Source organism: Pseudoduganella buxea (assembly GCF_009720835.1).
GTDB classification, from domain to species: domain Bacteria; phylum Pseudomonadota; class Gammaproteobacteria; order Burkholderiales; family Burkholderiaceae_D; genus Rugamonas; species Rugamonas buxea.
This window is the reverse complement of the sequence record NZ_WNKZ01000075.1, coordinates 1-14,692: the sequence shown is the minus strand read 5'-3', so window position 1 is coordinate 14,692 and position 14,692 is coordinate 1. Positions and strand designations below refer to the sequence as shown.

The window sequence follows — 14,692 nt, the reverse complement described above, 5'->3', positions numbered from 1 at the left end:
TCTTGTCGGGTGTCCCGCTCCCCACTGTCCTATCTAGAGAGCGTATCGATGAAGATGAAGATGATGTTGCTGGCCGCCGCACTGGCGGCCATGGCGGGCGTGCAGGCCGCCGACAAGGCCGGCGCCCACTGGGAATACACGGGCAAGGCCGGCACGGCGCACTGGGCCGAACTGGAGCCCGATTTCTCCGCCTGCAAGCTGGGCCACGCGCAGTCGCCCGTCGACATCCGCCATGCCAAGGCCGGTCCCCCGGCGCCGATCGATTTCAGTTACACGGCCAGCGGCGCCGATATCGTCAACAACGGCCACACGGTGCAGGTCAACCTGGCCGACGGCGGCAAGGTGCACCTGGCCAGCGGCGACTACAAGCTGCTGCAGTTCCACTTCCACACACCCAGCGAGGAAACGGTCAACGGCAAGCACTATCCGCTGGTGGCGCACCTGGTACACCGCAACGCCGCGGGCGAGCTGGCCGTCGTGGCCGTGCTGTTCAAGCAGGGCAAGGAAAATGCGGCGCTGAAGCCCCTGTTCGCCGGACTGCCGGCCCATGCGGGGGACCATCACGCCGTGGAGGGCGACGTCGACCTGGCCGCCCTGCTGCCGGGCGATCATCACTACTACGCCTACATGGGTTCGCTGACGACGCCGCCCTGCAGCGAAGGCGTGCACTGGCAGGTGCTACGCCAGCCCGTCGAACTCTCCAAGGCCCAGCTGGCCAGCTTCCGCAAGCTGTACCCGATGAACGCCCGCCCCGTGCAGCCGCTGAACGGCCGCGTGGTGGAAGTCACGGGCTGACGCCTGCGTCACCAGTGTGGCAAAATTCGGGGACTGTCCGCGAATTTTGCGAATTTTCCGATGGCGGTGCTAGCGCCGCGGCCGCCGCCGCCGTGCCGACGCGTTCTGGTCCTGCAGCATCGAATCGACCCGGCTCGACGCTTCGCGGGACATGTCCTGGGCCAGCGTCACGTCGGGGAAGTACTCGGGCAGCCGGTAGCCCAGCCAGGCGTAGGCCGAATACAGGCGGCAGATGTCCTCCACTTCCTGCAACGTCATGTGGTGCAGCACGTAATCGTCCGTGCGCAGGCGCGTGACCTTCTTCTTCGCGAGCGACATGGCCCAGTGCTCCCACGCGCTTTGCAGCGATGCCACCCGCGTCGTCACCGGCACCAGCGACAGTGTGAACTTCTCCGCCACCGTCAGCGGCAAGGTGTCGAGCCATTCGGCGCGCTCGTTCTGGTCCTCCGTGATGCGGGGGTAGAAGAAGCCGTCCGGCACGTCGATATTGTGGATGAAGCGCTTGAGCAGCTTGGCCAGCGCCGTTTCGCCCGTGACGGCGGCGATGCGGTGCAGGTGCTCCAGGGTCGGCGCGACGGCGAAGCCGCTGGTATTGAGGGGTACCGGTTTTTCCTTCAGCAGCGAGCGCATCACTTCGTGCGTGTCGGCGTCATAGCCGGCCACCAGGCCTTCCTCGTGGATGCCGTAGCGCCCCGCCCGGCCCGCGATCTGGCGCGCCAGCGCGGCCGGGATTTCCTCTTCCTCGACGCCGTTGAACTTGATCGACGCCGTCATGACGATGCGCTGGATCGGCATGTTCAGGCCCATCGCGATGGCATCGGTGCCGACGACGATGTCGGCGCTGCCGTCGCGGAAGCGCTGGGCCTGGGCGCGCCGCACTTCCGGCGACAGGTTGCCATAGACGGTGGCCACCGAGTGGCCCATCTCGGCCACCATGTCGCGCCACATCAGCACGTCGCGGCGGGAAAAGGCGATCAGCGCGTCGCCGGGACGCAGGTTCTTCACCTTGCGCACAGGCCCGGGCTCCATCGCGAGGGGCCCCTTGCGCTTGAGGACATGCACTTCCAGCGGACATTCGAGCCGTTCGGCCAGCGCCTCGATGGCGCGGCGCGCTTCCGGCGCGCCCACCAGGTAGACGGTGCGGGCGGGCGCGCCGCAGACGGCGGCGGTCCAGGCGGCGCCCCGGTCGCGGTCGGCCAGCATCTGGATTTCGTCGATGACGGCGACGTCGACGGCCGTGCGCGTATCGAGCATTTCGACCGTGCTGGCAACGTGGGTGGCGCCCTCCGCCAGGCGGCGTTCCTCGCCCGTCACGAGGCTGACGGCCAGCGGCTTGCCATGCCTTTCCACTTCCAGCAGGCGCTCGTAGTTTTCCAGCGCCAGCAGCCGCAGCGGCGCCAGGTAGACGCCGCTGGCGGCCTTGGCCAGCGCTTCCATGGCTTTGTGGGTCTTGCCGGAGTTCGTCGGGCCCAGGAGCGCGATGAAGCGGCGCGGCAGGCGCCGGGCCACGTCGAACGAGGCGGGATATTCGGCCAGGTTGATGCTCTGGCGGGTGCGCTCGGCGTGCTGCTCCTCGCGCTGGCGTTCGACGGCGTGGCCGAGGCGCTGGCGAATGCGGTCGAAGATGGCCCCGGCCGGCTCGGACGTCTGCAGGTCCGCCAGGGTGTGCAGGAAGTCCATCGGCGCCAGGCCGGCATCCTCGCACTCCTCGGCCAGTTCGCGCACGAACGCACGCACGTGTTCGTCCAGTTCACGCCGGGCCCGCTCGTTTGCGCGCTCGGCGATCAGGGCGGCCCGCGCCTCGCGTTCCAGCTTGCGCCACTTCGACGGCTTGGCCAGCACCCCCTGGGCCGGCACCAGCGCATACGGCACGTGCAGGCCTGCTTCGTCGACGACACCTTCGAAGCGCAGGAACACGCGCCCCTCCATCTTGACGAGGGCAATGCCCTGTCCGGCCAGCGCCAGTTCCTGGATCAGTTCGTCATCATCGTCGGGGTGGGTCATGGTCGCGGGCGGGTGAAAAAAACGGCCCGAGTATAGCAAGCCGGGCCGTGGGCGGGCCGCGCGCCACGTTCAGTGCGCGTGGAACTCGATCAGGCGCACCATGGCCTCGGCATCGAGGGGCGTGCTGAGCAGGTTGCCCTGGGCGGAATCGCAGCCATGTTGTTTGACGGAATCGAGTTCGGCCGCCGTTTCCACCCCCTCGGCGCAGACGCTGATGTGCAGGCCGTGGGCCACGCCGACGATGGCGGCCAGCATGGAATTCTGCGGCACGCCGGACAGCGATTCGCGCACCAGCGCCCGGCACGGCTTGACGACGTCGAGCGGAAAGCGCGACAGCGACGACAGGGCCGTCAGCTCGGTGCCGAAATTGTCCAGCGCCAGTTGCACGCCGGTGCCCTTCAACTGGCGCAGGAAGGCTTCCGGCGACTTCGGGTCCAGCAGCAGGCTTTCGCGCAACTCCAGCTGCAGGCTGCCCGCCGGTAGCCCGGTGGACTGCAGCACGTCGCGCAGCACGGGCATGAAGCGGGGGTGCTTCAGCTGGCGCGACGACACGTTCAAGGTCAGCGGCGCATCGAAGCCCTCGCGCAGCCACGTGCGGTACTGCTCGCAGGCCGTGCGCAAGATCCATTCGCCGATCGGCAGCATCAGCCCCACGTTTTCGGCATCGTGGATGAAATCCGCCGCCGTCAGCATTCCCCGATCCGGATGGCGCCAGCGCAGCAAGGTCTCCACACCCGTGATGCGGCCCGTGCGCATGTCGAACTGGGGTTGGTAGTGCAGGCACAGCTCGTCCTCGTGCAGGGCCCGCAGCAGCTCCTGCTCGAGGCGCAGCGCCTCGCGCACGGCCGCGCCCATCTCGTCGCGGTAGCGCTGGTAGTTGTAGCGGCCCCGGTGCTTGGCTTCGTACAGGGCCAGGTCGGCCAGCCGCATCAGTTGCTCGCAGTCGTCCGCGTCGTTCGGATACAGGGCGATGCCGATGCTGGCACCGCTGTGCACTTCCTGAGCGTCCAGCAGGTAGGGCTCGCACAGCTCGCCGACCAGCTTGTCCGCCAGAGAACCGGCCGCGCTGGGATCGGCCAGGTGGGTCTGGATGACGACGAACTCGTCGCCGCCGAGGCGCGCGGCCAGGTCGGTGGCGCGGATATGCGACGTGATGCGCGCCGCCACGGCCTGCAGCAGCAGGTCGCCCGTCAGGTGGCCCATGCAGTCGTTGATGGTCTTGAAGCGGTCCAGGTCCAGCAAGTGCAGGGCGACGATATGGCCGTCGCGGCGGGCATAGGCCAGCGCGTCGCGCAGGCGGTCGTTGAACTGGGCCCGGTTGGCCAGGCCTGTCAGCGCATCGTGGTTGGCCAGGTGATAGGAGCGCTCCATTGCCAGGCGCAGGTCTTCCTGGGCCCGCTTGCGTTCCGTGATGTCCTCGACGATGGCGATGCTGTATTCCGGCTTGCCGTCGGACAGTTGCAGCGACACCGTCACCTTGACCCAGACGAACGACTGGTCCTTGCGCAGGTAGCGCTTCTCCAGCGTGTAATGGTCGATCTGGCCGCTGCGCAGCTGGTCGTACAGCTGCGTGGTCTGCTCGACGTCGGCCGGGTGCGTCAGGTCGACGAAGTAGCGGCCGATCAGTTCCTCCCGTTCGTAACCGAGGATCTCCAGCAGCTTGGCGTTGACGTTCACGATGCGCCCTTCCAGCGACGCTTCGGAAATGCCCAGCGGCGCGTTCTGGAAGGTGGCGCGGAAGCGGTCCTCGCTGCGGGCTGAATCCAGCTGGGCCTGCTTGCGCTCGGAGATGTCCTCGAACACGCCGATGGCGTATTCCGGCCGGCCCTTCTCGTCGAGCATGGTGCCGGCCGTCACGCGCACCCAGAACGCGCTGCCGTCCTTGCGGCGCATGTGGCGCTCGCGCTGGACCGTCTTGACTTCGTTGGCGAACAGCGAGCGCATCAGCTCGGCCGTCCTGCCCGCTTCTTCCGGTATCGACAGGCTCAGGTAGTGTTGCCCCACCAGTTCCACGGGCGCGTAGCCGGACATCTCGATGAACTTGCGGTTGGCGAACATCAGCACGCCGTTCAGGTCCGACAGCACGATGCCCACGGGCGCGTGTTCGTACAGCAGGCGCAGCCGGCTTTCGCTCTGGCGCAGCGATTCCTGTTCGGCACGGCGGCGGCTGACATCCTGCACCATCAGGCTGGTCAGTTCGCGGCCCTGGCTGTCCTGCCACAGGCTGGACGTGACGCTGCCTTCGAAACGGGTGCCGTCCTTGCGGATGAAGGTCAGCTCGGCCGTGGCCTCCCCCGTTTCGGCCCGCTCGTGGCAGGCCGGCTCGACCCTGGGGTCCGTCATGTCGACGATATCGTCGCGCGAGTGCCGGACGAATTCTTCCTCGCTGTAGCCGAACAGGCGGCAGGCTGCCGGATTGGCCGACAGGATGGCGCCATCGAGCAGCGCCAGCACGATGGCATCGTTGCTGTGCTCGAACAGGGCTCGATAGCGCGCCTCGCTGTCGCGCAGGGCGATCTCGCTGGCCTTGGCGGCACTGATATCGCGCGCCAGCTTGACATAGCCGCGCGGCTCGCGGTCGGCGTCGTACAGCGCGCTGATGTGGATGGCGGCATAGAAACGGGAACCGTCCGCGCGCAGGCGCTCGCCTTCGGTCTCGTAACTGCCGTTGCGGGCCGCCATGGCCAGCGCCTGGGCCGGCTTGCCGCTGGCGCGCTCCTCGGGGGGATAGAAAATCGAGAAGTGGCGGCCGAGGATTTCTTCGGCGGGATAGCCCTTCAGCTGCTCGGCGCCCGCGTTCCAGCTGCGGATGATGCCGTCGGGATCGAGGATATACAGCGCATAGTCTCGCAGCTGGTTCAGGAAGGGCCCCAGCTCGCCCGCATGGCGGTCCAGCTGCCAGTTCTGCGGATCATGCATGATGTCCATAGTTACCGCCCGCTCGATCGAGGTGCGCCCGCCGCCGATTGGGCGACGGCGACGACAAGCGGCCGTCGCTGCGGCCGCTTCGCGCCTTCACGCGCTTTTACCAATTGCTATTCGTCTGCTAGTGACATGCTACTCCGACCAGCGGACGGCGTCGTCCTGATTGCATACGTCCGGCCGCCACCGTCCATGGGGTCGGACCACGGGGCCGCCTCATGGTTCAGGCTATTGCGGCTTGGCTTGCTGCCTACTTCGCGGCAGCCAGCGCCGGTGCCGGCCCCGTGCGCCGGTCCACCGCCAGCGAGATGCCCAGCACGACGATGCCGCCCAGCGCCAGCACGGCGCCCACCGGTCCCGTCGACGACAGTCCCATGCCGGCCGAGATGGCCATGCCGCCGGCCCATGCGCCCAGTGCATTGGCGATATTGAAGGCCGAATGATTCAGGGCCGCCGCCACCGTCTGGGCGTCGCCGGCCACATCCATCAGGCGCGTCTGCACGGCCGGCACGACGGCGATGCCGGTGCCGATCAGGAACAGGTTCAGGCCGGCCAGCCACAGGTGCGGCGCCGTCCAGGCGAAGCAGGCCAGCATCAGCGCATTCCACACCAGCACGCCGAAGATGGTGGCCGTGCGCGAGCGGTCGGCCAGCCAGCCGCCCGCCAGATTCCCCACCGTCATGCCGACGCCCATCAGGCCCAGCAGCACCGAAACGGCGACGGGCGACGCGTGCGTGATCTGCAGCAGGGTCGGCGTCACATAGGTATACAGCGCGAACAGGCCGCCGAAACCGATCGCCACCATCAGCAAGGTCAGCCAGACCTGCAGGCGGCGGAACACGCCCAGCTCACGCCGGGGGCTGGCGTTGCCGGCCGCGATGGCGGGCAGCAGGAAACTCACGAGGCCGGCCGTCAGCAGGCCCAGCAGGCCGACGATGACGAAGGCCGAACGCCAGCCCAGCACCTGCCCCAGCCACGTCGCCAGCGGCACGCCGACGATATTGGCCACCGTCAGGCCCAGCATCACGCGCGAGACGGCCTGGCCCCGCTTATCCGGCGTGACGAGGGCGGCGGCCACCAGGGCGGCCACGCCGAAGTAGGCGCCGTGGGGAATGCCGGCCAGGAAGCGGGCTGCGATCAACAGGCCCGGGGTGGGCGCCAGCGCACCGAGGAAATTGCCCACGGCGAACATCAGCATCAGGCACACCAGCATCAGCCGGCGCGGCATGCGCGCCAGGAAGATCGTGATCAGGGGCGCGCCCACCACGACGCCCAGCGCATAGGCGCTGATCATGTGACCCATCGCCGGCAGGGTCGTGCCCAGGTCGTTCGCGACCAGCGGCAGGATCGTCATCGACGCGAATTCGCCGGTGCCGATGGCCAGGCCGCCGACGGCCAGCGCTAGTTCGGCCGGGCCGGCGCCACGCGGCGCGATGATGGTGGGGAGGTTCGAATCTGAGGCGGAATGCATGGCGACAGGCCTGCGCGTGCGGGCCGTAAAAAATGAGGCCGGGCAGCATAGCACGGCCCGTCTTTTTCTGCTGAGCTCGCCAAAAAACTATGGTGCCCATGGGGCGTGCGCCCCGGTTATACTTGCAATACTGTTATGGGTTTTGTGGCAGCCCGGCGCGATGACGCATAGTGATTGCCTTATCGCATCAACAGTGCCACTATCGCCTGCAAGGGTTAACGCATGCAAGTGGCTCGTTGCATCGGCTCGATGAATTGGCTGGATGCCTCGGCCGTTGAGCTCAGCAGTACGCAGTAGCGGCCAGGCCGGACGATATAATGCCTGCCGAATGGCGGCGTGACCGCTCAAGCAAACCCATCCACACTAATCAGCATGCATGGATAAAAAAGACGACAAGCGCCAGCGGCTGATCCAGGCCATGCTGGCGCAACCCGACGGCGCGGACGCGGCCGCGTTCGCCGAGCACCACCTGCTGCCGTGGCGGACCCTGGCCGTGCACCTGAGTCCCCTGATCGGCGACAGCGGCTTCGGTGCCCTGTACGGCCGTACGGGCCGCGTGCTGGCGGCGCGGTTCAACTGGCTGACCGTGGGTCCCACCGCACAGACACCGGAGGCGCTGTTCCAGATACTGCAGCAGGATCTGGGTCGGGCCGAACCGCCGCTCGCCTTCGAGGCGAACGCGGCACTGCTGGTGACGTTCACCAGCCTGCTTTCCGACCTGATCGGCGAAGCACTGACGACGAGGCTGTTGGACGCCGCCTGGACGGGCGCGCTGACGCAAAAAAATGCAGGGGAGCAGAAGTAAATGAGCGACAAAGTAAGCTTGGGAATGCTGGCAACGGGCGTGCCGGGACTGGACACCCTGCTCGGCGGCGGGCTGGGCGAATATTCCTTCAACCTTATCGCCGGTGCTCCCGGCAGCGGCAAGACCACGCTGGCCCACCAGATCATGTTCACCCTGGCCACCCCGGACCGGCGCGCGCTGTTCTTCACGGTGCTGGGCGAACCGCCCCTGAAGATGCTGCGCTACCAGCAACAGTACGATTTCTTCCAGCTCGACAAGGTGGGCAGCGCGATCCGCTACATCAACCTGGCCGAGGACCTGCGCGCCGGCGATTTTTCCGGCGTGCTCGAACGCATCATGCGCGAAGTCGAGGATTTCGCCCCCAGCCTCGTCTTCGTCGATTCCTTCCGCTCCGTTGCGCAGACGGCCAAGGCCGGCAGCGAAGGCGTGGCCGACCTGCAGTACTTCATCCAGGAACTGGGCACGCGCATGACCAGCTGGCAGGCCACCAGCTTCCTGATCGGCGAATATGTGCACATCGACCAGGAAGCCAACCCCATCATGACAGTGGCCGACGGCGTGCTGTCCTTGTCGCAGCTGCAGCAGGACAATTCGACGGTGCGCAAGATCCGCGTCGTCAAGATGCGCGGCCAGGCCCATATGTCGGGCATGCATACCTTCCGCATCGGCAACGACGGCGTGCGCATCTTCCCGCGCCTGCTGCCGCCGCTGGCGGACGACCGCCTGCCGGGCCGCCCGGTGGACGTGGAAAAGCGCCTGGTCTCGTCCGGCGTGCCGTCGCTGGACGTGCTGCTGCACGGCGGCATTCCCGAAGGACACTCCGTGCTGGTGGCCGGCCCGTCCGGTTCCGGCAAGACCATCCTGGGCACCCAGTTCCTGGCCGAAGGCGTACGCCGGGGCGAAAAAGGCGTGGCCGCCTACTTCGAGAAGGGCACGTCGCGCCTGCGCAACGCGGCCCTGGCCGAGATGGTGCAGGCCGGCCACGTGACCATCGTCGAAAGCCGCTCGCTCGACCTGTCGATCGACGAACTGCTCGACGATCTGCTCACCACCATCGTCGCCACGGGCGCCAAGCGGGTCGTGCTCGACTCGCTGTCCGAAGTGCTGCTGTACCTGGCACCGGAATTCCGCCGCGAGTTCCGTCTGTCCGTGTTCCGCATCCTGTCCAGCCTGGCCAAGCTGGGCGTGACGGTGCTCGTCACCCTGGGCATGGAAGACCGCTTCACGGAGCTGCGTTTTTCCGAAGCGGAAATCGCCTTCCTGGCCGACGGCATCATCGCCATGCGCTACGTCGAGATGGACGGCGAACTGTGCAAGGTCATCACCGTCGTCAAGATGCGTGGCGTCTCGCACAGCCACGCACTGCGCACCTTCCGCATCACGGACCACGGCCTCGAGATCGATGCGACCCGGGTGCATTTCGACGGCATGCTGTCCGGGCATCCGTCCGCGCAGTCAGGCAGTTAGGCAGATCATGGCGGACCAGGAACAGCCGCTCTCCGACGTCGCCCTGCGCGAAGCGGAATTGCGCGCGGCGCTGGCCCAGGCCCGTTCCGAGAACGCCCAGTTGCGCGAGGCCAATGCCCACCTGGTGATGGCCACCGTCAACGCCCAGAGCCTGCAGGACGAGGCCGAGGCGGTCAATCGCCGCCAGAACGAATTCCTGGCCATGCTGGCGCACGAGCTGCGCAACCCGCTGGCGCCCATCAGCATGGCCGCGGCAATGCTGGACCGGATGCCGCAGGCGTCGCGCGAGCTGGCCACCCTGCACGGCGTGATCAGCCGCCAGGTCGAGCACATGGCGCGCCTGCTGGACGACCTGCTGGACGCGGCCCGCATCAGCAGCGGCAAGATCACCTTGGCGGTGGCGCCGCTGGCACTGGCCGAGATGGTCGAGCGCGCGCTGGAGACGGTGCAGCCGCGCGTGGCCGAACGGCGCCAGCAGCTGCGCGTCGTGCTGCACGACCCGGACGTCGTGCTCGACGGCGACCAGGTGCGGCTGACCCAGGTGCTGTCGAACCTGCTCGGCAACGCCTCCAAATACACCCATGACGGCGGCACCATCACCTTGCAGTCCGACGCACACGGCGCCCACGTCAGGCTGACCGTCAGCGACAACGGCACCGGCATCGGACCGGACGTGCTGCCCCATATCTTCGACCTGTTCACCCAGGGCCCGCGCTCGCTGGCCCGGTCCGAGGGCGGCCTGGGCGTGGGCCTGAACGTCGTACGCAACCTGGTTCAGATGCACGGCGGCAGTGTCAGCGCGCACAGCGACGGCATCGGCCTGGGCAGCCGGTTCACGGTCGACCTGCCGGCCGCCGCCACGGCGCCGCTGCCGCATCCCCCCATGGCCGAGGAACCGGCCCACACGGCCTGCAAGGTGCTGCTGATCGAAGACAATGTCGACGTGTGCGACACCTTGAAGAGCTTCCTGATGCTGGACGAGCACGATGTGACGGCGGCCTACGACGGCGCCGAAGGCCTGGCACTGGCCCGCGCCGGCGACTACGACGTGCTGATCTGCGATATCGGCCTGCCCGGCCTGGACGGCCTGCAGGTGATCGAGCGGCTGCGCGCAAGCGAGGGTGCGGAACACCTGTATGCCGTCGCCCTGTCCGGCTATGGCCAGCCCGAGGACCGCGAACGCGCGCTGGCGGCCGGCTTCGACGATTACCTCGTCAAGCCGGTGCCGCCGGACAAGCTCCTGACCCTGCTCGCATCGGAAGGCTGCGCCAGCCGGCGCCGCAAGCGGCCATGAAACGGCCATGAACCGGCCAGGAAGCGGGTCATGAAGCGGGCCGCGGGCCTGCTGGCCGCGGCGCTGACGCTGGCCATCGTGCCCGCTGGCGCCGCCCCCGTGCTGCCGGCCCACCTGGCGGGCGCGTGGAGCACCCAGGACGCCCTCTTCCACGGGGACACGCTGGTGGGCGGCACGGCCGCCTACCTGAGCGCGGACGGCAACGGCGCCATCGTCGCCGGTGCGCGCCCGGCCCGCCCCTGCGCCGAGGGTGCCTGCCCGCCCGTGGTCGGCCTGCGCATCCGCACCACGCTGCAGGGCGACACCGTCATTGCCACCATTCTCGACAAGGATGCCCGCAGCGGCAGGATCGTGCCCGCCCCGGGCGTGCCGGCGCTGATGCTGGACTACGACCGGGCCACGCACGTGCTGACGCTGCGCGCGCCGGATGGGGACCAGGTGCTGCGGCGGCGTAATGGGGAGATTCCCGCCGCGATGCGGCGGATGATCGCAGGGCAATGACTGCCACCGGGGTCGGGCCCTGTCAGGTCCGGCCCCGAAAAGGCCTCGTCGCTACGCTTTCTTCAGCACCGCCGACACGGGCAGCTTGCGCAGCCGCTGGCCCGTGGCAGCGTGGATGGCGTTGGCCAGCGCGGGCGCGATGCCGGCCGTGCCGGGTTCGCCGATGCCGCCCGGATCGTCGTGGCTGTTGACGATATGGACCTCGATGGTGGGTGCCTCGTTCATCCGCATCATGCGGTAGTCGCCGAAGTTGGACTGCATCACGCGGCCCTTCTCCAGCGTGATCTCGCCCCACAGCGCCGCTGTCAGACCGAACACGATGCCCCCTTCCATCTGCGCGATGATGCCGTCCGGGTTGATGGCCTGGCCGCAGTCGAGCGCGCAGACGACGCGGTGCACGCGCACGTCGCCGTCCGGGCCGACCGACACTTCGGCGATCTGCGCCATGTAGCTGCCGAACGCGAACTGGGCCGACACGCCCTTGCCCACCTTGCGCCCCGCCACCGGTTTCATCGGTGTGCTCCAGCCGGCCTTCTCGGCCGCCAGGTTCAGCACGGCCAGCAGGCGCGGCGACTTGTCCAGCAGGGCACGACGGTAGGCCACCGGGTCCTGTTTCGCCGCGTGCGCCAGTTCGTCCATGAAGCTTTCGACGACGAACACATTGTGGGTCGGGCCGACCCCGCGCCAGAACGCCGTCGGCAACGGCGGCTCATGGCGCATGTATTCCACGTGCAGGCCGGGGATGGAGTACTGCAGGTCCGCCGCGCCTTCCACCGCATCCGGATCGACGCCGTTCTTCACCGCCGGCGGCGCGAAGCGGGCCATCACGGAGGACCCCGTGACGCGGTGGAACCAGGCCACCGGCCGCCCCTTCGCATCGAGCTTGGCCGCCAGCCGGTCCATGTAGTACGGCCGGTACATGTCGTGCTGGATGTCTTCCTCGCGGGTCCAGACGAACTTGACGGGTTCCGGCTTGGCCAGCAGCTTGGCGAACGCCACGGCCTGGGTCACGTAATCGACTTCCAGCCGGCGCCCGAAGCCGCCGCCCAGGTAGAAGTTGTGCACCTTGACCTTTTCCAGCGGCAGGCCGGTCAGCTTGGCCGCCGCGCCCTGGGCCAGGCTGGGCACCTGGGTGCCGCAGTACAGGTCGCAGCCGTCGGCGCGCAGGTCGACCATGCAGTTCATCGGTTCCATCGTGGCGTGGGCCAGGAAGGGCATTTCGTACACCGCCTCGACCTTGCGCCCGCCGCCCTGCCCCAGCTCCTTGAGCGCGTTGCCCTTGTCGGTGGCGATGGCGCCCGTCTGGCGCGACACGTTCATCATCTCCGTGATGATCGTGGCGGTGGACAGGTTGGCGTGTTCGCCGTCGTCCCACTGGGGCGCGGCTGCGGCCAGGCCCTGCTTGGCCGCCCACATATGGTCGGCCACGATGGCCACCGCGTTGTCCAGCTTCAGGACCTGGCGCACGCCCTTGACGGCCAGCGCCTTCTGTTCGTCCACGCTTTTCAGCTTGCCGCCGATGGCGGGCGACGCCGCCACCGTGGCGATGGCCATGCCGGGCAGCTTCGCATCGATGCCGAATTGGGCCGTGCCGTCGACCTTGGCGGCCGAATCGAGGCGGGCGTGCTTCTTGCCGATCAGCGTGTAGGTGGCGGCATCCTTCAGCGCCACCGCCTTCGGCGCCGGCAGCTTGGCGGCCGCGTCGACCAGTTCGCCGAAGTGCAGCGAGCGGTTCGTGGCGCCGTGCGTGACGACGCCGTTGGCCACGGCCAGTTGCTCGGGCGGCACGTTCCACGTCTGCGCGGCGGCCGACACCAGCACGCTGCGGGCGGCCGCGCCGGCTTCGCGCAGGGGCTTCCAGGCCGCCCGCACTGACGTGGAACCGCCCGTGACCTGGCCGCCCAGCATCGGGTCGCTGTACAGGTTGTTGTCGGCCGGCGCATGTTCCAGCTTGACCTTGGCCAGGTCCACGCCCAGCTCCTCGGCGATCAGCATCGGCATCGACGTGTAGGTGCCCTGCCCCATTTCCACCTTGTGCATGATCAGGGTGACGACGCCATCGCGGTCGATGCGGATGAAGGCATTCGGCGCCAGCCCGGGCGCGCGGTTCGACACGGCGGTGGCGGCGCTGCCGACGGCTTTTTCCGACGGCAGTTCCTTGCGGTCCGATTCCTTGCGGTCGCATCCTGGCAGGATGAAGCCGACCAGCAGGCCGCCGCCAGCGGCGGCGCCCACGCGCAGGAAGCGGCGGCGCGACGGCGACACGCCGGTATTTGCCAGCTCTTTCATGAATCCCATGGCGGTCTCCTTATTTCGCCGCGGCGATCTTGATCGCGGCGCGGATACGTCCATAGGTGCCGCAGCGACAGATATTGCCGGACATGGCATTGTCGATATCGGCATCGCTCGGCTTCGGCGTGGCGCGCAGCAAGGCGGTGGCGGCCATCACCTGGCCGGATTGACAGTAGCCGCATTGCACCACGTCGATCTCGCGCCAGGCCTGCTGCACCTTCGCGCCCACCGGGTCCTGGCCGACGGCCTCGATGGTGACGATCTTCTTGCCGGCGGCGGCCGACACGGGCGTGACGCAGGCACGCACGGCCTGGCCGTCCAGGTGCACGGTGCAGGCACCGCACAGGGCGACGCCGCAGCCGAACTTGGTGCCGGTCAGCCCGGCCACGTCGCGCAGCGCCCACAGCAGGGGCATATCGTCCGGCACGTCGAGCGCGGTATCGGTGCCGTTGATGTTCAGGTTGGGCATGGAAATCCTTTCTTAAGTTCATCCATCATAGGGGAAACGGGCGCGCCTCGTCGTCCCGCTGTGGAGTCCGGCCATGGCTCTGCCGGAAGGGAGAGGCCGCGGCATCGGCCGCCGCCTGCTCCGTTTCGCGCCGTTCCGGACCCGGTTCGCGCCCGCGCCGGCCGTTCCCGTCGCATTGCCATGGCGGCAAGACCGCGGCAGCCGCATCATCGCTCCATCGCAACCCCACGGAGAACCCATCATGCTGCAGCAAATCGTCGGCCACACACCCCTCTACGTCTGGGCCATCCTGGCCTTCCTGGTCACGCGGGGCGTCGCCGCCAGCCGCACCCGCACGGCGAGCCTGCGCAGCCTGTTCATCATACCGGCCGTGATGACGGTGCTGGCGCTGCTGCAGATCGGCCGCTTCGCCGCGCCCGGACTGCCCGCCCTGGCCTGGCTGGGCGCCGTGGCCGTGGGTGTGCTGCTGGCATGGCGCGGCCAGGGCGCCGTGGCCGTGGACCGCGCCGCCGGCACCGTCACGCAGGCGGGCAGCTGGCTGCCGCTGGTACTGATGCTGACGGTGTTCTGCGTGCGCTACGCCGTGGCGGTGGCCGGCGCCGTGCGACCGGCGCTGGCCGACGGCAGCGCCTTCGCGCTGGCCGTGGCCGTGCTGCTGGGCCTGTGCAACGG

At 68.3% G+C, this 14,692-nt stretch carries 11 protein-coding genes; 6 read left to right on the top strand and 5 right to left on the bottom strand.

Annotation, left to right across the window (positions count from 1 at the left end):
• Positions 1-48 precede the first annotated feature (48 nt).
• Positions 49-795, top strand: a complete 747-nt coding sequence (locus GM672_RS20980) for a carbonic anhydrase (protein WP_155472482.1) — start codon at positions 49-51, stop codon at positions 793-795.
• A 69-nt stretch (positions 796-864) separates the two neighbouring features.
• Here GM672_RS20980 and GM672_RS20975 read toward each other — a convergent pair whose 3' ends face one another.
• From GM672_RS20975 to GM672_RS20965, 3 genes are all read right to left on the bottom strand, one after another.
• On the bottom strand, positions 865-2,799 hold the full coding sequence (locus tag GM672_RS20975; protein WP_229417854.1) for a helicase-related protein: 1,935 nt from the start codon (positions 2,797-2,799) through the stop codon (positions 865-867).
• A 69-nt stretch (positions 2,800-2,868) separates the two neighbouring features.
• Entirely contained in the window at positions 2,869-5,727 is a 2,859-nt protein-coding gene (locus GM672_RS20970) for a bifunctional diguanylate cyclase/phosphodiesterase (RefSeq protein ID WP_155472481.1), read from the bottom strand.
• Between the two features lie 244 nt (positions 5,728-5,971).
• Complete coding sequence (locus GM672_RS20965; RefSeq protein ID WP_155472480.1) at positions 5,972-7,192, bottom strand: MFS transporter; 1,221 nt, start codon at positions 7,190-7,192, stop codon at positions 5,972-5,974.
• Positions 7,193-7,568: 376 nt separating this feature from the next.
• On the opposite strand from GM672_RS20965, the gene GM672_RS20960 reads away from it, so the two are divergent.
• From GM672_RS20960 to GM672_RS20945, 4 genes are read left to right on the top strand one after another with little or no spacing between them, the layout of a single operon-like run.
• Positions 7,569-7,997 carry a hypothetical protein gene (locus GM672_RS20960; RefSeq protein WP_229417853.1) on the top strand — a complete coding sequence of 143 codons (429 nt, stop codon included), beginning with the start codon at positions 7,569-7,571 and terminating at the stop codon, positions 7,995-7,997.
• Complete coding sequence (locus GM672_RS20955; protein WP_155472479.1) at positions 7,998-9,464, top strand: ATPase domain-containing protein; 1,467 nt, start codon at positions 7,998-8,000, stop codon at positions 9,462-9,464.
• 7 nt (positions 9,465-9,471) lie between these two features.
• On the top strand, positions 9,472-10,758 hold the full coding sequence (locus tag GM672_RS20950) for a hybrid sensor histidine kinase/response regulator (RefSeq protein ID WP_170300176.1): 1,287 nt from the start codon (positions 9,472-9,474) through the stop codon (positions 10,756-10,758).
• Positions 10,759-10,788: 30 nt separating this feature from the next.
• Positions 10,789-11,259 carry a hypothetical protein gene (locus GM672_RS20945; RefSeq protein WP_155472477.1) on the top strand — a complete coding sequence of 157 codons (471 nt, stop codon included), beginning with the start codon at positions 10,789-10,791 and terminating at the stop codon, positions 11,257-11,259.
• Between the two features lie 51 nt (positions 11,260-11,310).
• Here GM672_RS20945 and GM672_RS20940 read toward each other — a convergent pair whose 3' ends face one another.
• Positions 11,311-13,557 (bottom strand): xanthine dehydrogenase family protein molybdopterin-binding subunit, encoded by a 2,247-nt coding sequence (locus tag GM672_RS20940; RefSeq protein WP_211517401.1) that lies wholly within the window; start codon positions 13,555-13,557, stop codon positions 11,311-11,313.
• 10 nt (positions 13,558-13,567) lie between these two features.
• Positions 13,568-14,020 carry a (2Fe-2S)-binding protein gene (locus tag GM672_RS20935; protein WP_155472476.1) on the bottom strand — a complete coding sequence of 151 codons (453 nt, stop codon included), beginning with the start codon at positions 14,018-14,020 and terminating at the stop codon, positions 13,568-13,570.
• A 241-nt stretch (positions 14,021-14,261) separates the two neighbouring features.
• On the opposite strand from GM672_RS20935, the gene GM672_RS20930 reads away from it, so the two are divergent.
• On the top strand, positions 14,262-14,692 hold a 431-nt coding region (locus tag GM672_RS20930; protein WP_155472475.1), incomplete at its 3' end, for a DUF6622 family protein.